This is a genomic window from Methanobrevibacter sp., from assembly GCF_045644645.1.
In the GTDB taxonomy this organism is placed as follows: domain Archaea; phylum Methanobacteriota; class Methanobacteria; order Methanobacteriales; family Methanobacteriaceae; genus Methanocatella.
In genome coordinates this window covers 14,520-34,875 of record NZ_JAZRHE010000148.1, presented here as the reverse complement: position 1 = coordinate 34,875, position 20,356 = coordinate 14,520, and the positions used below count along the sequence as shown (strand labels likewise).

The following is a 20,356-nucleotide window of genomic DNA, read 5'->3' as shown; positions in this document are numbered from 1 at the left end:
AATGAATTTTAATCTTCAGGATTATCTGGCAAATGGAGTTGAATATATACTGAATGATGCTGTTCGCAGCTGTCTAAAAAATCCAAAAGAGAGTCTGTTTCTACTTAAGTTTTCAAAGCATGCCAAAAAAGCCACTGAAATAAGGCAGGAACATGCGGAAAATGGCCAGAACATTCCGGTTTTTTTGATAGCAAGCATTACAAGTAGCTGCAATTTGCATTGCACTGGCTGCTACTCAAGAGCCAATGAGGAATGCTGGGATGGGGAACAGTTAAATCAACTTTCGGCCAGGGAATGGGAAGAAATATTCAGACAGGCAAAGGAGATTGGAATAAGTTTCATTGTTCTTGCAGGTGGGGAACCCCTGCTTAGAAGGGATGTTATAATCGGGGCCTGTGATTTTCCTGAAATTTTATTTCCAATCTTTACAAATGGGACCATGTTAAATGATGATTACCTGAAATTATTTGATGAACACAGAAATCTGGTGCCTGTTCTATCAATCGAGGGGGATGAAGAGGCAACCGATGCAAGAAGGGGGGATGGCATTTATAGGCAATTGACCGATTCCATGCGATCAATGAAAGAGAACAATATAATCTTTGGCGCTTCACTTACATTCACAAAAGAAAATTTGCCCGACTTGCTTTCCAATGAATTCATTGATGGATTACATGATTTCGGATGTAAGGTAGTGTTTTTCATTGAATATGTTCCGATAAATGGAGAAACCATGGATTTGGCACCCGGTGATGGTGAAAGGGAATTGCTGTTTGAGAAACTCATGATGTTGCGTCAGGAGTATTCTGACATGTTGTTCATGTCATTTCCGGGGGATGAAAAGACAAGCGGAGGATGTCTTGCAGCAGGCAGGGGATTTTTCCACATCAACTCCATGGGAGGTGCCGAACCTTGTCCCGCTTCACCGTATTCGGATATCAACGTTAAAGACACATCGCTTATTGAAGCATTGGATTCCAACTTGTTCAAATCCCTTAGGGAGGGCGGTATTCTCATGGATGACCATCAGGGAGGTTGTGTTCTGTTTGAACATAAGGATGATGTGGAAAGGATGCTGGGGTGGAATGATGGATGAGATAATCTTTCCATATGAGTTAAATGATGGCTATTATGCCAAAGTCAAATATTTTGGGGATGAATTCATAGAATATTCTCAAAGATTCAATTTCAAAAGTGATGAAGAATCCTTGGAAGCGTTATGCATTGGAATTTACTGGTATTTATATGGCACAACAGCTCTGGATTTAAATAGTAACATTCATCAGGCATTGGCCAATCTGGCAGAATATAGAAGAGCCTTTCCTGAGGATAAACCATTCATTGATGAGTTGAGGGGAAAATTATTAACGAAATTTCTGTTTAGGCCATATAAGAAAAATAATGAAAAGCTAACCAAAGAGAATCTGGATTTACTGATCAATTTTTTAGAAGCCACAGGAGATTATATTGATCAGATTCCCCATTTTAGAGATTTCACACATGATTTGGATGACTGTATCGGTTTGACAAAATGGTTTTGCAAAAATAGCGGTAAATATCTCGGTGAGTATACATCTAGTTTAGAAAAATATCTTGAAAATAATGGAACTGCTCATTTAATGGAGGAAGATGTCATATTTTATCATGGTCATGAGCTTGAGTATCATTTAAACATGCTTGGAGCTGAGATAATGAATAGGTTATACAGGGATGATTATGACAAAAGACCAAGAAAAGCAATACTCCTGCCTTCATGCATGAATGCCAACAATAAAAGATGCAGGGCAAAGGAAGAAAGGCTGGGTCATGTCTGCACTTTCTGCAATCCAAAATGTAATGTCTATAAAATTGCTGAAAGGTATCCCAATAATGAAGTCTACATCATATCTCATGAATCAACGGCATTTAAAGGGGCACGAAAACAAGATAAGGATGAATTGGGAATAATTGGTGTTACATGTGTCTTGAACTTAATTTCTGGAGGATGGAAATCAAAAAATCTTTCAATTCCACCACAATGCGTATTGCTGGAGCATATTGCATGCAAAAACCATTGGTTAAATGAAGACATTTATGGTGAAATAAATTTGGATGAGTTAAACTTGAAAATTTAACTGGACATATGGTGTTTCCCTTAAAATGAGAAAGTTTGGCAATCGGAATACGGTCATATTCCCAAATTTTGAGAAATCTCCTTTAATTAGGGATTACAAGAACATATTTATAGGTGAAAATATAAACTTTTAATTGATAACTTAATGTTAAATTGTTTTTTCTTCAATTATTCGGTAATGGGCGATTAAATGGACACGGAACTGGGCATCAATAAAAGTGGAATAGTTAATTACCTATTTGACTTCAGGGATTGTTTGGTCAAATCAAAAAAATCCATTTTGATGTATATAATTATGATTGCACTGGTTTCATTTTTATTGCTGGGGCCAGATAATTATGCCCATCCCAAAACTGAATTGATTGTAATAGGCCTGCTTGTTATATTGGGGATTTTTTCAATAGTCCTGCATTACAAGAACGGAAATGAAAAATTATATGTAACGGCATTTGTAGTCATTTTAATATTTGGTCTGGTCTGCTGTTTAGTCACCCCAATCATTTCTGTTTCTGATGAAGGTGAGCATCTGATGCGGGCAGAAATGACTTCCAGAGGGGTATTGTTCCCTGATTATGTTAATGGGTCTTATGAATCTATTTCGGCCATGAATTTTTTTGCAAAGTCTAATGATTTGACAGTCCTGCAGGTGGATGGGGACACAGATAAAATAAACCACACTGCCGATCATAAAACGGCCGCTTTTGAACAGAACCCCTTTTTTGGATATATGTTTTCCGGTCTGGGAATCTTTTTTGCAAAATTGCTTGACTTGAATGTTATATGGATCTTGTGGCTGGGCAGAATTTTCAATGCTTTATTCTATGCAATAACGGTTTCCTATGCGATTAAAAAGACACCGATATATAAATTGCCCATTTTTGCCATAGCATGTTTGCCCGTTTGTTTATTTCAGGCATATTCGGTAAGCGTCGATTGTATCGTTACAGGATTGGGCATTCTTGCCGTTGCTTACTTTTTCAACATGTGCGAAAATAAGTTCACAGCCCGCGACATTATAATTGTTGCATGCCTGTCCCTATTTGCCGGCTTGTGCAAATTGCCATATTTGGGGTTGGCATTGCTGTTGTTGTTTGCACCGACTAAAAATTTCAATGAAGATGATAAAAAACGATATTACGCCTATGCTGTTTTGGGAATAATACTTGTTTTGCTGATTGGAGTTCTATGGAGCAAATTGGTTGCAACACCAGCATTGTCACATTCCTGGAGAGCCCAATATATGATAGAGAATAATGTAAATATTTCAAATCAGCTAAATTACATTATTTGCCATCCATTTGAACTTTTCACTGGCTTTTTCAACTACATTTCCAAAAGCTTCAATAATATTTTTTCAATGTTCGCATTTTATTCATATTCGAGAGGGGGTGAATATGTTCCATCACAATTCATATCCACTTTAAACACTCTTTTCTTTGGATTGCTATGTTTCGGATATCCTGTTGATAAAAAAATTGATTTAAAATCAAAAATTGGGGCATTGTTTACATTTATTGTGGTTTTTGTTGGAATTTGCATTACCATGCTGCTGTCTTGGAGTCCTGTTGGCCAACTGACCTTTGCGGGAATTCATACAAGATACTTCCTACCATTATTTGCATTATTGCCATTCGTCTGTGGAATAAACATTTCTTCCGTTAAAGGCGATTCAATGGATTATCCTATTATTACGATGACAATACTGTTCATCTCTGCAATGATAATATCTTTAACAGCACTATACTACTAGATATACGTTTTTTTGTGTCGTGCGATTGATGCAGATTCATCCTTTTTTGGACTTTTAATCTAATAATTCAATAAGACTATAATTTTTTACATTAATGTATATTTTTGTACTACAAAGTTTTATATTATACATAATATAAATTAGTGTATATAGTTTTTCAATAAAATAAAATTAGAAAAATTCATTGTATAAATTGAAAATTATAATGGCTGAGAAAATGAATGGAACTAAAAAAATATTAACAATTCAAGACATATCCTGTTTTGGGCAATGTTCAATAACAGTTGCACTACCAATCGTTTCCGCATTTGGAATAGAAACCGCGATTCTTCCTTCTGCTGTCCTGTCCACACACACTGCGGGATTCACAGATTTCACCGTTAGGGATTTAACGGAAGATTTACCGGAAATTAGAAAACATTGGGAAAAGGAAGGAATATCCTTTGATGCAATATACACAGGGTTTATAGCATCTCAAGAACAGTTGGACTATATCAAGGATATCATAGATTCAAGATTAAATCCGGAAGGCCTTGTATTTGTTGATCCGGCTATGGCTGACCATGGTGAATTTTACAACGGCTTTGATCAGGAATTTGCAGACAAGATGGGTGAACTTTGTAAATTGGGAGATTTCATTCTTCCTAATACAACCGAAGCCTGTTACTTATTACACAAACCTTGGAAAGAGGAATTCACTAAAGAAGAAATGTTGGAAATGGCAAATGAACTTGCCGAGTTCACGAAAAGATATGTCATCCTGAAAGGGGATACACATAAGGAAAACGAATTGGGAATGATTGTTTTGGATAAAAAAGAGTCAACCTGTGAATTTGTATACAATGACAAAATAGATTACGTGTCCCATGGAACAGGGGATGTATTCGCTTCAACTTTTGTTGGATCCACCATGGTAGGCAAATCACCTACAGAGGCTGCAAAAGTTGCCGGCGAATTTACTAGAAAGGCAATAGAAAAGACTGTCGGTGATGAAAATCATAAATACGGAGTCAAATTTGAACAGGTGATTCCTGAATTATATGATTTATTGTGAATCTGTTTGCACTACTAGATAGTGCAAATACTATTTTTTAACAGAACTCTTCTTCAATATAATTATTTTAATAAGTTTCAATATAATTGTTAATAAGGTGATAAATTGCATAGGAATATGAAGATTATATTGATTGTAGCAATCTTGCTTGTTATTGCAGGATTATTCTTTTTTGAAAACAATAGCTCTTCTTCTCAGGAAGCACAATATCAAGTACTTGCAAATGAAAGCATCGGTACAGTTGAAAAGGGTGTTTATGGAAATGATAATGCCGCCACATCAATTGCCGTAATTACAGGGATTCATCCGAGAGAACCGTTATCAATTGAACCTGTAATAAAGGCGATTAAAGAATACGGCAATGACACTGTTAAAGTTATTCATTACCGGGTAAATGTTACAGACCATCCTCAGGATTATAAGATTGGAAGGGACAATGGTGAAAAGTTGATACATGACCATGTCAATCCTGATGTTACAAAATCCGATGCAGGAGCAGTGATTATCAGCCACTCCCATATACCTGAATATGGACAAGGATTTTATTTGGCCACACCTGAAATGGATGATGCATCTGTGAAGATAGCTGAAAAAGTCAAAAATTCAAGTGATTTTAATTATTATCCGGTCACTGGTCAGGAAACATACAAATCCACTTCAGCGGTTCTAGTTTCAAAACCGATAGCTCAGGCAGGATATCCAACTTTCGTTTATGAAATGCCTGAAGACATTACGAATGACACTGCCACCAGCAAAACATTGGAATTATTTGGAATGATTACAAAGTTCATTTCATAATTCTTTTTTTTATTTAAAATAATGATTTTTATGGGCTTAAAAAATAAAATCTTGATAATTGGCTTTGCAATTATTTTAGTTTCAGTAATTGGGGTTTCCGGTGCTTCAGATTATCAAAACAATCAACAGGCAATCGTTGATGATGCGGCCGGATTTGGCTGCTGTTCAATAATCCTGCAGGAAGACGGGATCGACAGCATCATGACTTTTAGGCGTGATTCAAATGTAACCGCCGATATTAAAATAGAAAATATTGATTGGCATGGGATTCCGGCCATTAAGCAATATAAAACTGATGGGAAATACTTTTCTCATGTAATCATCACTAAAGACGGTTGGATGATTGGATTCGGCGGAATAGATGATGGTGCTGATAGTGAAAAATGTGAAAATATCTCTTCGGGGATGATTAGCGATGATTTCACAATATCTGAAGAAAAACTGGAAGAGATTCAAAAGATAAAGCAACCCTATGGAAGAGGCCACTTCATCATTAAGGCACCGAATGGAAATTATGGTTTTGCTACAGTCGATAAGGTTAAGACAGGCCAATTGCAACCGGGCCACTACATTTCCCTGCCAAATGACTATTCATTATCCAGGGCGGGTGAACTTTCACTTGATGGTGACGATAAAATAAAAGAGATGGTTGAATTGGCACAATCTGATAAATACGGACTTGATAGGAGAGATATAATAACTTACGATTACCATTCAGGTGATAATGCCTATGCAGATGTATATGTTTCCAATGAGGACGGTTCTCTTTTGGGTGCCAACTATACCGGTTGTGTTGATGATGTCTATATCAATGATGAACAGGTCAAAGCGGAGGACATTCCAATTGCACCTCAATACAAAAGCATTGGCAAATTAAATTTTTCGGGTGCAGATTCACCTTTAAACATTATGGCGATTGTGGTTTGCATTGTTTTTGTCGGGGCGGTTTCATATGGAGCATTTAGATTTGTGAGGTTTATTAGACGACGCAAATAGAAACTTTTTGAAAAAGTGTTCCAACATTTCTCATCAAATCCAAGTGAAAACAATAGGGTAATATGCCGTTATGCCGAAATCATCATAGAAAATCATGATTGAATCCTATCTGAATTTTGGGATGAATTGCATGAACGGCGTACCATTATTTTTTTATAATTATTAAATCGAAATTGAAGTTTTAGAAAAATTTATTAGAAAATGATTAAATAATATTTATTAGTAACAGCAGGGTTTTAAAAATGAATTTCGATGATTTTAATTTAAATAAGCAGGATTGGATTTATTTGGTTATTCTTGTTGCATTTTCATTTTTATGCACTACAGGAGTGATGTTATCGAGGATGCCTGGGGGTCTTTTATTCCCTGATGCTGCTCTTTATTTAATCAGTGCCCTCAAATATGCCGGTTTGGATTTTTATAATGTGGCCGACCCTAAAGATTTGTTCTACACTCCAGTAATCTCATTTTTAACTTCATTATTTTTTAGAATGGGATATGTTGATAAAAATGCAATTATTTTTGTAACAAGTTTCTTTAGTTTTTTTGCTTATGTTGGCATGTTTTTTTTATTAAAAAATAGATTTAATTCGTTATTAAGTTTAACTGGAGTAATCATATTCGGCAGTTTATCGGAAGTGATATTCAGCATATCAAAAGGAATGATTGATGTTCCTGTTGTTTCAATTTCCATTTGGGTATTGGTGTTTGCGATAATGGCGATTGATAAAAATCCTAAATATTTCCTTGTTGCATTCCCTTTATTAGTAATGGCTTTCTTTACAAAATATGTTGCCGGTTTCATATTGCCTTTGATCTTGCTTTACTATTGCATGAGCAGGAACATAGTTGATAAATTTGACTGTTTCCTTCATGACAGGACAGCTTTCAAACAAAAACTCAAATGTTATTTATCTTCCAGAGAATTTAAATATATCATATTTTCATTATTAATTAGTTTAATCTTAGCTTTAATAATCTGTAAAACATTAATTTTAGATTTCGGAGGTTCTTTATCATTTTTCCAGCAGTCAACGGAAACCTTCAATGGCCATGCTTATTCAACTTCAGGGTTTGACTATAACATTGACAAATCTTATTACTTGGATCATCTCTACGATTTATTTTTCAAATATATGGACTTCAGCTATATTTTGGTAGTGCTATATGGAATCTGCGGTTTAGGTCTGATAATGAAGGGTATAAAAAATTTTAATATCCTTAAATCTGAAAAAAGGCCTTTCAAGACAAAATATCTAGAAAAAATCTTAATCGTTGCCAGTGCTGTTTTGATATTCGCTTCGTTTCTAACCTTCAATGTGATTCCCAATCATTTGGTTTCAAACATATGCCTGTTAATTTCATTGACATTCATCCATTCGATTTTACAAAAATTTGAAGTTGACAATAGAATCCTATCGTTGGATTTGCTATTTTTAGCATATCTTCTGATAAATTTCATTTTCGTATCAATATATCCTGTCAAAGTACTTAGATATGCATTGCCTTTTATCCCGCCGATTATTTACTTTGTAATTTTGGGTTTGGATGGTATTGTCGAGGACATTGACTTTAATAAGTTATCAAAAATAAAGCCGGATAAAAGCATTCCCATTATTCTAATGATAATCTTTTTAATTCCGACAGCAACCGCCATATATTCGATGGAGTTTGGCAATGACCTGGATGAGTCCTGTGTTTTCATCATGAATAACGATTCGGATTATCACAACGAATCCTTTGCCGCATATTTCGGTCACTCCAGAATCATACGATGGTATCTGAATGTTAACGTTACCACTTTGGGTATCGGCGACCCTAATCTGGAAACTTTCGACAATACGACATATGTCATTCTTGATGATGATATTGATTTTAAAAATTATCATATAATTAAAACATATGGCAATTTCAATGTCTATCATCATGATTAGGATGTGAAATCCTGCAAAAGAGAATTTGGAACATTGGAGATATTTATCCAATGCATGTGTTTATATATTCAACTTAATCCCCCATTAGTTTTTAATTGAAAATTTTCAATAAATTATAAAAATTATAATCGATAAAACTATTGTTAGTCATGTTAGAAAAACAGTCCCTTTAATGCATGGATAATCGTTCTGGGTTTTGGATGTTTCTAAAACGCAGCATACGCCTATCCTGTTTTAAGTGCGATTCCCATATTGACAGGGATATTCTGGGAGTTTGTGGGGATTTGATTTTTTAGAAAAGGAGAATTAGGAATAAAAAAATTCTTTGTCTTTTAAGGTTTTGATATTATGAATATTTTAATATCCAATGATGACGGCGTTAGGGCTCCGGGGATATTGGCTGCAAAACAGGCTGTTGAAGATTTGGCAAATGTTTATGTCGTGGCGCCGGATAAGAATAACAGCAGTGTCGGGCGACGCATTACCTTATTCAAGCATTTGAAATTGGATTCATGTGAACTTGAAGATGGAAGTCCGGCTTATTCGGTTTCCGGAAGTCCGGCGGATGCGGTCATAGTTGGCGCAAATTACGTAATGGATGAAAAGCCCGATTTGGTCATAACCGGAATAAATTCCGGCGTTAATATAAGTTGCGACATTACAACATCAGGGACTGTTTGCGCAGCACTGGAAGCAGTCAGTTTAGGCATTCCTGCAATAGCCGTTTCATTGTTCATGGATCCAAAAACTTCATACAAACAGGATGAAAATGGTGAATGGTACATTGATTATGATTTTAGTCTGGCAAAGGAAGTTTTGCATGACCTTGTTTTAAAGATAATCAATAAAGGATTTCCGGATGGGGTTGACCTATTCAATTTGAATGTACCCTCAAATTATGACTCTAAGGACATTAAGATAACACATCTGTCACACAGAATGCTTGATAAGAAAGTCATTGACAACACAGAAGACTCAGAGATATTCAACTATCCCCTGGATGAAAATCAGGATAGTGACGATCTGGTCATGATCACTTCCAATCTTGTCAGGGAATACGAAAAAGGCAGCGACGGATATGCATTGATTGTTGAAAAATGCCCTAGTCTGACTCCCCTAAATGCCAATATGACTTACCATGATTTAAAGGAGTGGTAAATCGGATACGGTTTGATTTAAATGAAAAGCGGTATTGAAATTAGAAAGATTGACATAACAGAATTGGATGTTGACGTAATCGTAAATGCTGCAAACAGCAAACTTCTTGAAGGGGGCGGTGTATGCGGAGCAATATTTCGAAAGGCCGGTTCGGTTGAACTTGCAAATGCCTGTTTGGAGATTGGAGGATGTGAAACTGGCAATGCAGTAATCACTCCCGGATTTAATCTTTCGGCGAAACATGTCATTCATGCCGTTGGCCCCATTTGGCATGAGGGAGATGAAAACGAAGAGGAACTCCTATACAGTGCCTATAAACAATCATTGGTTTTGGCAAAAGAAAATGAATGTCATTCAATTGGTTTTCCAGTAATCTCATCCGGCATATACGGATATCCAAAAAGTCAGGCATGGCAAATAGCAGTTCGGGCATGCAAGGATTTTTTAACCAATAATTCAGGTTATGATATTGACATAATCTTTGCCGTGTTAAGCGATGAGTCTAAAGAAATGGGCGAAAGGGCAGCTAATGATATTATGAATCACTTCTAAATGAAAGCCATAAAATCTAATGGGGCATATTTCATAAATATTTAATTGAGGATGAAGATGGAAACTGGTCTTAATGAAAAAATAAATGGATATAAGGAAACACTATTCGAAACAAAGAAATATTGGTTAATCTACATCATATTCATAGGAATATCCTTCGCATCCACTTTGACAAATAAAAACTTTGCACATCCCAATTTGAATTGGGAATGTTTGCAATCATAGTCCTTTTAGGAATATTTTGCATTACATATTACTTCAGGCATAATGATGATAAGGAATTATATAAGGTTGCTTTTGTAATAATTCTGTGTTTTGGAGTGATTACATCAGTCATCGTGCTGATTTGTGATGTCAGTGATGAGATTGAACACATGAACCGTGCTGTAATTACTTCAGAGGGAGTTATATTCCCTCATTGGACTGGTGAAGATTATAATCTAACAAGATTATATAACTACACCCATGGTAATTTAAGGGATGGTTTTAATAGTCAGGCGGGCTATACGGTTCCAAAAGCCATGTACTTCTTTTCAAACAATCTTGGCAAACCTGTTTTTGAAACTGATGGACATGATGCAAAAATCGATTATACTCCTGTAATCGTCCATTCTGCTTTTGAACAAAATCCATTCTATGGATATTTGCCACAAGCAATAGGAATTGCAATGGCTAAATTATTTGATTTGAATGTAATTTGGATGTTGTGGTTGGGAAGAATTTTTAATCTTTTTTGTTATGCTACATTAATTTCATTTGCTATTAAAAAAACACCTTATCTTAAAATACCTCTTTTGGCTGTTGCCTGCATTCCAATCACGATTTATCAAGCAGCATCTACAAGTATCGATTCTATGATTTTTGGTTTAGGCATTCTTGCTGTTGCTTATTTCATTTATATGCTAAAATCTCCAGTTGAAAATAGGGATATTGTGATATTTGCAGTTATAAGCTTATTGTTAGGATTATGTAAACTTCCTTACCTTGCATTCATATTTTTACTTCTATTTGTGCCTTTTGAGAATTATAGAGACAAAACCAATTCAAAAAAATTAATTGTAATGTGCATATTAACTGTTGCAGTAATCGGAATCTTGTGGAGTAATTATGCAACTCCTAAATTAATGCATTCTTGGAGATCACAATATTTTGAGGTTAACTCAACTGCACAGGCACAGTACTTTTTAAGTAGTTCTGAAAGATTAGGCAATTTTTTATTTGATATTGCAACAGTTAAAATTATCCCATTAATAAATGGTGTATTTAATTTTTATGGATGGGGACCTAATGGTGAACATTATAATGACAATTATTTATTAATTACAACACTATTGCAGTTATTTTTATTTTTTGTATGGTTCTTGTATCCAAGAAAAGTTAAATTCGATTTAAAAGCCAAACTTGGTGCATTATTTATAATATTGGTTGTTTATATTGGGACTTGTTGGATTCAATTGTTAACCTGGTCAGGTGTAGGCAAGATTAATCTTGGAATGAGTACCAGATATTTCCGCTTTTAGCATTGATTCCACTTATTTTTGGTATTAATAAATGGACGGACTTAAAAGAAATTGATTATTATTCTGTTGTCTGGATAATTGGATTTATGGGTGCTTTAGTACTTGCCTTTGCAACAAAATATTATTGAAGATAGCATTGATTCCCATCTTTTTAGGTTTTAATCATATGGAGGGCGACAAATCGGAAATAGATTATTATCTGGTGGTATTGACTTTAGTATTCATATGTATGAGAATATTCGCAGTGACAACCTTGGTTTATTAATGCTGGTTGTTCCTTATATCATTTTGTTTAAAGGGAAGGTTTGCAAATAAATAATCCCCAAGGCAGAATTATAGTTTTTTTATAATGTAATATCAAAAGATTTATACATAATAAAAACAAAGGAGAATATGTTTTAACTCTAAATTGAATGTTAAATTGCAAATATTCAAAATTTTAAGAATGATTCATATGGATAAAAAAAATATAAGTAAGAATAATGATTATATTTCTAGATTTTATGATAATAAGATTCCAAAAGATAAGTTACAGGACAATGGAATTCCACCTAAACTTGCATATGAACTCTTACATGATCAATTAAGTTTGGATGGTAATCCTTCACTCAATTTAGCAAGTTTTGTAACAACTTGGATGGAAAAGGAAGCAAATCAATTAATATTAGAAAATATTGGTAAAAATTTTATAAATTTTCATGAATATCCTCAAACATATAAAATTGAAAAATATTGCATCAATATAATTGGAAACTTATTCAATGCACCAGATGATTCAAAAATTATCGGCGCTTCTACAATCGGATCTTCTGAAGCCATATTGTTGGGTTTGCTTGCCCATAAATGGTCTTGGAAGAAAAATAGACAAAAGAATAATAAGAGCTTTGATAAACCGAACATTGTTATGGGTGCTGACACTCATACTGTTTGGGAGAAATTTGCCCTGTATTTTGATGTTGAATTAAGATTGATTCCCTTAGAACATGGAAAATATACCATCAATGCCGAAGATGTGGTGAATAATGTTGATGAAAATACAATATGTGTGGGTGCGGTTTTAGGAACAACATATGTGGGTCAAATGGATGCTATAAATGAGATAAACACTGAATTGCTAAAGATTAAAAAAGAAAAGGGTTGGGATATACCTATCCATGTTGATGCGGCTAGCGGGGGTTTCATTGCACCGTTCATGTATCCTGACTTAAAATGGGATTTTGAATTAGAACAGGTAAAATCTATTAATGTTTCCGGACATAAATACGGGCTTGTTTATCCGGGCATAGCCTGGTTAGTCTTTAAAGATGAAAAATATCTGCCAAAAGAGTTGATTTTCAATATTAATTATTTGGGTGGAGACATGCCAAATTATTCTTTAAACTTTTCCAAACCGAGTACCCATATTATTGCACAGTATTACAATTTCCTGAGACTGGGAAAATATGGATATAAAAATATAATCGCCAATATTATGGAAAATGCGAAATATTTAAAGGAATGCATAAAAAAATTGGATAAGTTTGAATTGCTTGATGAAAACCCTCCATTTCCAGTCATTGCGTTAACTCTAAAGAATTCCGAAAAATATACTGCGTATCATGTTTCTTCAATGTTAAAAACTAAAGGCTGGGTCGTACCAGCTTATACGTTACCTCCTAATGCCGAGGATATGGAGGTACTCAGGATTGTTATCAAAGAGAATTTTGAAAGGAGTATGATTGAAAACTTTATTGAAGATTTAAATGATGTAATAGAGGAGTTAGAAAAATATTAAGTAACTGGAATGTTTAGCGCAAACATTCAAGATGTTATATCCTAAATAGCATTTTAGCGTTCTCTGCGGTAATTTCCATGACATCTTCCTCTTTCATATCCAGTTCCTCTGCTATTTTTCGTATTGTATACCTTATGTTTAGCGGGGTATTTGGTTCGCCCAGTTTTTCTTCCGGCGTCAGATAAGGGGAATCCGTTTCCACAAGCACATGGTTGATATCAATTTCTTTAAGCATTCTTCTTGTTTTCTTGTTGTTTTTGCGAGTGACTGTTCCGCCTATTCCAATATAGAACCCCAATTTGATGAACTCCCGTGCCATTTCGGCCGAACCCTGATAGGAATGCATGAATCCAACCACATCATGCCTTTTCAATATGTCATAAGTGTCCTGCATTGCCTTTCTTGAATGAACTATCACCGGCAAATCATGCTTTTGTGCAAGATTCAGCATATTTTCAAACAATTCCTTCTGCTTATCGCTATTGTCCTTTGTATGGTAATAGTCGATTCCAATTTCTCCCACTGCAACCACATTGGGATTGCTGAGCTGCCCGTCCAATAGAAGAATGTCTTCATCGGTTACTTCATCTGCAAGGGAATAAAAATATCCTATAGCGGCATGAACATTTTCATATCTTTCTGACAATTCCAGCACTTCCTCATTGCTTACAGGGTCAGTGCCGTTCAATATCATATGTATTTCATTTTTTGCGGCCTGCATTATTATTTCTTCCGCATCTTCCATTTCGCTTTTATAAACATGGCAATGTGCATCTATTATCATGAAAATCATCATTTAAAAGGATTTTTGCATTAAGTTTTTATTCTTTTGACTTCAATTATTATATAATTAATCGAATTAAATTATATTTTTTGGTGAGCTGCTATGGATGAGAAGTTTTCAAGAACAGAAATGTTGATTGGAACTGATGGAATGGAAAAATTAAAGAATGCCAAGGTTGCGGTTTTCGGGCTTGGCGGCGTTGGCTCTTTTGTCTGCGAGGGACTTGCAAGAAGCGGAATAGGCAGTTTCATTCTGGTCGACTATGACAAAGTGGACAAAAGCAATATCAACAGGCAACTGATTGCAACAGAAAAAACCATAGGGAAATATAAGGTTGACTTGATGAGGGAAAGGGTCCTTGAGATTAATCCTAATGCGAACGTTGAGGTATACAGGGAATTTTACATGGCGGATTCAAAGGAGGATATCATTACAGAGGATTTGTCATATGCTGTTGACTGTGTTGATACGATAATGGCCAAGATTGCAATCATATGCAATTGCGATGCCATCGATGTTCCCGTCATCTCATCAATGGGAACCGGAAACAAATTAGACCCTTCAATGTTTGAAGTGGCTGACATTTATGAGACCTCTGTATGTCCGCTTGCCCGAATAATGAAAAAGGATTTGAGAAAAAGGAATATAGAAAAACTGAAGGTTGTCTATTCCAAGGAAAATCCGATAAACACAAATGACTGTGCCATAAACCAAAACAGAAAATTCAAAGTGAAGGGCAGCATTTCATTTGTGCCCTCTGTAGCGGGACTGATAATTGCAGGCGAAGTGATAAAGGACATTGCCGGCAGGTGATTTGAAGATTTGAATTGATTTTTATACATTTTTCCATATAATCACTATAGTTCGTTTTCATCTTGATTGCCAGCAATCTTTGCAGTTTCTTGACATTTCCATATTTCACATCGGGCGGCTATTGGCTTAGTGTACGGTTGACTTTTGAAAAGACGATATTTCCACGTTTGTCTATTTCAACTGTAGGTGAATTCAAAACAGGCTCATTCCAGCTAATGATATATACATTTTCAGCAGTGCTGTTTGCAATTAATTTATTGATGTCATTTCCGTTATAGCTTTCAAAATCATATATCTGGTGAAGCCGTGTCATGTTCTCTCCGAATAGCTGGGCCATATTCAGGCAATACATGTCAGTCTGTTTGGACAGATGCAGGAAATACATTATCAGATGTGGATTGGTCACGATAAGTATTGAATCCTGATCCTGTGTGATATTGTCCAATACCTCTTTTTGTTCAAGGCCATTCTTATATAGGTCATCATTAACGGAAACTGTTGTTGCCATTCCGTTAACTAAAAGCAGCAGAATCAATGCAAATGAAATTAGAAACATCCTTCTGTTTTCGATTTTGCTCAGGAGGATTGAAATGCTTAACCACAAAACTGCTGAGGCAGGAATCAGGTATCTAATCACAAGTATCGGTCTGAATACAACTGAGATTATGACTGACAGAATGATGGTTCCCAGATATATTTCGATTCCGCTTAAGATTAAAAATCGATTCCTTTCATCAGTGTTTTTGGCATCCTTTGAGTGGATAAATACGATAATCGCTAAAATTATTATTGCCGCCGCACTGAATAGCAAATCGTTATTGTATGCGAAATATCCTAGTGCTCTAATGATCTCATTAAAGTTTACAGCTGGAATCCAGTATGTATGGTGAATCGTTTCCAATTGGTTTAGCAGGGTAAATGCCCAAGGGACATATAGGATTATTGCCGCTGCCACTGACAATGCCCAAGCCTTAAGTTCTTCCCTTTCGAATTTCATCAGATATACCAGGAGAACTAGATAAAGGGTTCCTGCAGTAATTGCAGCAAAATATTGGGCATATGCACACAATACGCTGAAAACTGTGAGCAGGATCCAAGATTTCCTATCCTTGCTTTCAATCAAATCCATAAATGCTATAAAGGCAAGCACTATAAATAGGATTGCCCAACTGTACATCCTTGCACGCACAAAATGTGAAAAGAATTCGGTCATTATTCCCACTGAAAATGCAAACAAACCTGCAGTGAACCATGAGAAGTCCTTTCTTATTTTGGCTGCTGAAACGATTAGAATAAGGATGTATGGAATTATTGAGAGAATCTTCAAGCTGAATAGAAGGTCCCATCCCAACGGTTCGGTGATGCTTACGAAGGCTTTTCCCATCAGATAGTAAAGTGGAGGATGCACATCTCCGGCAGTGACGGTTATCAGGTCACCTACAGGCATATTGAGAAGTGTCAATGTAAAATACTCATCAATATGGACAATGAGGTGATTCAATGGAGATAAGAACATGTAGCATAACGTTAGAATACTCAATGCGAAAAAAGTCATGCCTATGATATCCTTCCTTTTATAATTCTCCATGTTGTTATTTTGAATTGCATCATATTTTATAATTTTGTCATATTTTTTTTACATAGGGGGTAGTCTGTAAAAAATGAGGTCTGTAACTCGGTAAAGAGTATTCTAATAGGCTCTCATTACTTCTTATGATAATTAGTTTGAGATTCGTCGAATAAAAGAAAAAATAGTTGCAGATAAATAATAAAATTTATATATTTGGCGAGGAATCCGCTGGAAATGATAAATATGAAGGATGCAGTGCTCAAGATACCATAACGGTTACAGATGATGCTCCAGACCATCCTGCTGTAGTAACCACTATTTAAACAGTTTTTAGATCATAATCATAAATCAGTATTTGAATTTACAATAAATCATCTAAATATACCTAATTGAAGTTTCTACACTGTTTATACTTCGATTAATATTATCCATTTTATTTTGTATATTATCTAATTCGCTATTAATTTCAGTTGATTGCCTCATGAGTTCACCAAGAGCCGCTGAATTACCTATTATGCAGCCTTTAACATTGCATATTTCCTCTTTTACACTATTCAAGTCATCTGTTAATTTATTGGTAAGTTCTATTAAATCGTCCAAATTATTGAGTTCTATGGTTATTCCAAAATCCTTTTCAGATATTTGGAAAATTGAAGTGTAAGGAATATAATAATTATGCTCCTCATATGTAATGGCATGGTTATTTAGTGCAAAATAATTATCGGCAACTGAAATTAAAGTATATGTGTATCCAGTATCATCATTCTTTTTTGTTTTTAATTTTATTTGTTGGTTCAAATATTTTTCTAGTACTCCCTTCATGTTTTTTAATATAAATTTAATTTAATATATTCATTTCTAAATTTCAGTCCTTTTCCAATAATTGTTATTAAATCAAGTCCGCCTGCTTGGACCCCTAGACAATCATACTTCTATGAATTCAAATACTCTGGCTGAAGCAAGAGGTCTTGAATCCACAATGCTTGCTGCTTGTGTATGAAGTCATGATTTTTCAATTAAGAAATAACTTCCACTTCAGAACCCCTTTGTGCCCTCCGTTGCAGGAATAATAATTGCAGGTGAAATTTGAATTATTCCTAAGGCAACATGGAATATACAGCTAATATACTTGGAATCGCAATGATGATTGTATTTCGAATCATCCTGTAACGACGTCTTTTCCATTGTTTTTCTGTCAATTCCTTAACTTTCGGAATTTTCAAGACACTTAAAATAATACCCGCAGACAGGAAAATGAAATATGTATTGATGATAAAAAGATATCCCGCTCCAAGGAGCATATCCCACCTGCCGTTTGCTATCGAATAGCCGCAGGTACACAGTGGCGGCATTAGTGCAGTTGCAATTGCAACACCGGGGATAACGGTGTTCGCCTTGTCTTCTCTGGTTTGTCCGATGATTCCTGCAAGTCCGCCGAAAAAGGCAATGAGAACATCAAAAAAATTTGGTGATGTTCTTGCAAGCAATTCAACCGTTGGCTCTTTGACGGGAGATAAAAGAAAATAAATCATTGCTGCAGTAACACTGATTGCAATCTGCACTCCAAAACCGAGAGCATGTTTTCGAAGCAGCGGATAATCTGTGGATACGCTTGCATATGCAGAGGCAAGAATGCTTCCCATCAAAGGTGAAATTAGCATTGCACCGATAATCACAGCCGTTGAACCCACATTGAGTCCGACAGAAGCAATTACCATTGCACATACCAGTACACACATATTAGTTCCAGTGACTTTCCCACCATCCAGAAGACGTGCACGAATCTCCTCATTTGATGCCGAATCCTCTGATAATGAAAACATTTTTTTGAATTTTTCCTTCATTGTTTCTTTTTGATTATTCTCCATGTTCATATTGTCATTTCCTTATATCTCATAACACACGGCACAAAAATGATGCCGTCCTCATTTGGAACGTCATCTGCTGTGCGAATCTATTGAAAATTTTCATTTAATGATATATTTATTCCTTAATAAATAATTGATTTTTAACATTAATTAAATTAATTGCCCTATTTTTATTCTTATAATATAAAAAGTATTTGACATTAACTGCCATGTTTAAATTGGATGTTTTGGATTGAAATATTCAAACTGAGGGGCATGATGTTTATAAATGTTCACTAAAAATGAATAAAAGCAGTTGATTGATAAAAGTTTGCTGACAACATTTGCTAAAAAATGTTTTTAACCACAAAGAGGAATTAAATTAGGTTTAAATATAATAAAATTAAAATTAATATTATTGTTAAAATATATTACATTGGATGGTTGTAATGAATATAAAAAGAATTTTAAGTATTTTTATTATTTTCACAGTTTTAATGTTGTGTTGCGGTGCTGCTTTTGCATCAGATACAATTGATGATTCCAATCATGATGGATACTCTATTGATGATTTTAATTTAGGTGATCCTGATTTAGATGGTCCTGATTTAGATGATGAGGACTTTGAGGATGATGATGATTCTGATTTAGATGATGAGGACTTTGAGGATGATGATGATTCTGATTTAGATGATGAGGACTTTGATGATGATGATTCTGATTTAGATGATGAGGACTTTGAGGATGATGATTCTGATTTAGATGATGAGGACTTTGAGGATGATGATTCTGATTTAGATGATGAGGATTATGATGATGATGAAGCTGATTTATACGTTAATACACCTCCTCAAGTGGTTAAAGATGCTATTTTAGTTTGGTATGATGCTGTAAGTTCAGGGATGTCCATGAAATATACTTCTCAAAACCGGGCAGGTGCAGCAAGCGATGATTCATCTTCTGATAGGGAACCGGCTAATGCTCCTGATCAGTTGGATGAAGATTCAAATCTGGCTGAAGACACTGCTACAAGTCCAACTGTAACTGCAAAAGATAGTTCTCATGATGTGGTGGATGAAGTAATTAAGGGATTTTCTGGAGAAAATGTTGTTAAAACTGCAAAAAACATATCCGGAGGAGCCAAACATGCTTCAGCTAAAACCTTGCCTGCAACAGGCAATCCATTAGCTCTTTTAGGATTGGCCTTATGCAGCATAGTTATTTATTATCGTAAAAGATAAATAAATGGGGGATTCAAATCCCTTTTTCTATTATTTTTAAAAAAGTTTAAAATGAAAATATGATTATATGTTTTGTTCGCTTGCACCTATAGTTTAAAATGAATCTATTCTAGTGAGATATTCAAAACAATCATGAACAAACCATTTCACCAAATCTGTTCATTACTTTTTCCCGCTTTCAGGGATTGGGCACGTATGTCTATTTCATTGAATTCAAAATGCTTTTTTTTTGATTTGAAATTAAATCAGCATTATGTATAGTCAGTTCAGTTAACTAATAAGATAATATCTTGATTATCTGAAACATTGATAAGCTGAAAAAGCTGATTTTGAAAAAATGCAAATAAAATTGAAAAAATAGATTTTAGAAAAATTTATTATCAAATAATTAAATAAAATTAATTGTAAATTATTTAATTTCACAGGATAACAAATAAAGAAAATATAATAAT

At 34.9% G+C, this 20,356-nt stretch carries 19 protein-coding genes; 15 read left to right on the top strand and 4 right to left on the bottom strand.

Going from position 1 to position 20,356, the window contains the following annotated elements:
* The first annotated feature begins 1 nt into the window (after position 1).
* From ACKI4K_RS08970 to ACKI4K_RS08915, 12 genes are all read left to right on the top strand, one after another.
* Complete coding sequence (locus ACKI4K_RS08970; RefSeq protein ID WP_407424347.1) at positions 2-1,096, top strand: radical SAM/SPASM domain-containing protein; 1,095 nt, start codon at positions 2-4, stop codon at positions 1,094-1,096.
* Complete coding sequence (locus ACKI4K_RS08965) at positions 1,089-2,114, top strand: DUF116 domain-containing protein (RefSeq protein ID WP_407424345.1); 1,026 nt, start codon at positions 1,089-1,091, stop codon at positions 2,112-2,114. The genes ACKI4K_RS08970 and ACKI4K_RS08965 overlap by 8 nt, the downstream gene beginning before the upstream one ends.
* Positions 2,115-2,303: 189 nt before the next feature.
* Positions 2,304-3,863 carry a DUF2142 domain-containing protein gene (locus ACKI4K_RS08960; protein WP_407424343.1) on the top strand — a complete coding sequence of 520 codons (1,560 nt, stop codon included), beginning with the start codon at positions 2,304-2,306 and terminating at the stop codon, positions 3,861-3,863.
* Positions 3,864-4,080: 217 nt separating this feature from the next.
* Positions 4,081-4,917: a pyridoxamine kinase gene (locus tag ACKI4K_RS08955; protein WP_407424341.1), complete on the top strand. Its 837-nt coding sequence runs from the start codon at positions 4,081-4,083 to the stop codon at positions 4,915-4,917.
* Positions 4,918-5,022: 105 nt separating this feature from the next.
* A complete protein-coding gene (locus ACKI4K_RS08950) occupies positions 5,023-5,715 on the top strand; it encodes a hypothetical protein (RefSeq protein ID WP_407424339.1) in 693 nt (230 codons plus the stop codon).
* 30 nt (positions 5,716-5,745) lie between these two features.
* Positions 5,746-6,711, top strand: coding sequence for a hypothetical protein (locus tag ACKI4K_RS08945; RefSeq protein ID WP_407424337.1), 966 nt, complete (start codon positions 5,746-5,748; stop codon positions 6,709-6,711).
* Between the two features lie 242 nt (positions 6,712-6,953).
* Positions 6,954-8,645, top strand: a complete 1,692-nt coding sequence (locus tag ACKI4K_RS08940) for an ArnT family glycosyltransferase (protein WP_407424335.1) — start codon at positions 6,954-6,956, stop codon at positions 8,643-8,645.
* Between the two features lie 348 nt (positions 8,646-8,993).
* On the top strand, positions 8,994-9,803 hold the full coding sequence (surE, locus tag ACKI4K_RS08935; RefSeq protein WP_407424333.1) for a 5'/3'-nucleotidase SurE: 810 nt from the start codon (positions 8,994-8,996) through the stop codon (positions 9,801-9,803).
* Positions 9,804-9,824: 21 nt separating this feature from the next.
* Entirely contained in the window at positions 9,825-10,355 is a 531-nt protein-coding gene (locus ACKI4K_RS08930; RefSeq protein WP_407424331.1) for a macro domain-containing protein, read from the top strand.
* Positions 10,356-10,412: 57 nt separating this feature from the next.
* On the top strand, positions 10,413-10,580 hold the full coding sequence (locus ACKI4K_RS08925; RefSeq protein WP_407424329.1) for a hypothetical protein: 168 nt from the start codon (positions 10,413-10,415) through the stop codon (positions 10,578-10,580).
* A complete protein-coding gene (locus ACKI4K_RS08920) occupies positions 10,565-11,875 on the top strand; it encodes a DUF2142 domain-containing protein (protein ID WP_407424327.1) in 1,311 nt (436 codons plus the stop codon). Before ACKI4K_RS08925 ends, ACKI4K_RS08920 begins: the two co-directional genes overlap by 16 nt.
* 454 nt (positions 11,876-12,329) lie before the next feature.
* A complete protein-coding gene (locus ACKI4K_RS08915; protein ID WP_407424325.1) occupies positions 12,330-13,649 on the top strand; it encodes a glutamate decarboxylase in 1,320 nt (439 codons plus the stop codon).
* Positions 13,650-13,683: 34 nt separating this feature from the next.
* Here the strand turns inward: ACKI4K_RS08915 and ACKI4K_RS08910 are convergent, their stop codons facing one another.
* Entirely contained in the window at positions 13,684-14,433 is a 750-nt protein-coding gene (locus tag ACKI4K_RS08910) for a TatD family hydrolase (protein ID WP_407424324.1), read from the bottom strand.
* A 102-nt stretch (positions 14,434-14,535) separates the two neighbouring features.
* Here ACKI4K_RS08910 and ACKI4K_RS08905 point away from each other — a divergent pair, with 102 nt between their 5' ends.
* Positions 14,536-15,246 (top strand): ThiF family adenylyltransferase, encoded by a 711-nt coding sequence (locus ACKI4K_RS08905; RefSeq protein ID WP_407424322.1) that lies wholly within the window; start codon positions 14,536-14,538, stop codon positions 15,244-15,246.
* Positions 15,247-15,364: 118 nt separating this feature from the next.
* On the opposite strand, the gene ACKI4K_RS08900 is transcribed toward ACKI4K_RS08905, so the two are convergent.
* Entirely contained in the window at positions 15,365-16,834 is a 1,470-nt protein-coding gene (locus ACKI4K_RS08900; protein ID WP_407424320.1) for a hypothetical protein, read from the bottom strand.
* A gap of 167 nt (positions 16,835-17,001) precedes the next feature.
* Between ACKI4K_RS08900 and ACKI4K_RS08895 the strand changes: the two genes are divergently transcribed.
* The gene (locus tag ACKI4K_RS08895) at positions 17,002-17,139 is read left to right on the top strand and encodes a hypothetical protein (protein ID WP_407424318.1); all 138 of its coding nucleotides are present in this window, start codon (positions 17,002-17,004) and stop codon (positions 17,137-17,139) included.
* Positions 17,140-17,191: 52 nt separating this feature from the next.
* Here the strand turns inward: ACKI4K_RS08895 and ACKI4K_RS08890 are convergent, their stop codons facing one another.
* Positions 17,192-17,638 carry a hypothetical protein gene (locus ACKI4K_RS08890; protein ID WP_407424316.1) on the bottom strand — a complete coding sequence of 149 codons (447 nt, stop codon included), beginning with the start codon at positions 17,636-17,638 and terminating at the stop codon, positions 17,192-17,194.
* A 275-nt stretch (positions 17,639-17,913) separates the two neighbouring features.
* Positions 17,914-18,690 carry a DUF389 domain-containing protein gene (locus tag ACKI4K_RS08885; protein WP_407424314.1) on the bottom strand — a complete coding sequence of 259 codons (777 nt, stop codon included), beginning with the start codon at positions 18,688-18,690 and terminating at the stop codon, positions 17,914-17,916.
* A 422-nt stretch (positions 18,691-19,112) separates the two neighbouring features.
* Between ACKI4K_RS08885 and ACKI4K_RS08880 the strand changes: the two genes are divergently transcribed.
* Positions 19,113-19,904: a hypothetical protein gene (locus ACKI4K_RS08880; RefSeq protein WP_407424312.1), complete on the top strand. Its 792-nt coding sequence runs from the start codon at positions 19,113-19,115 to the stop codon at positions 19,902-19,904.
* The last annotated feature ends 452 nt before the right edge of the window (positions 19,905-20,356 follow it).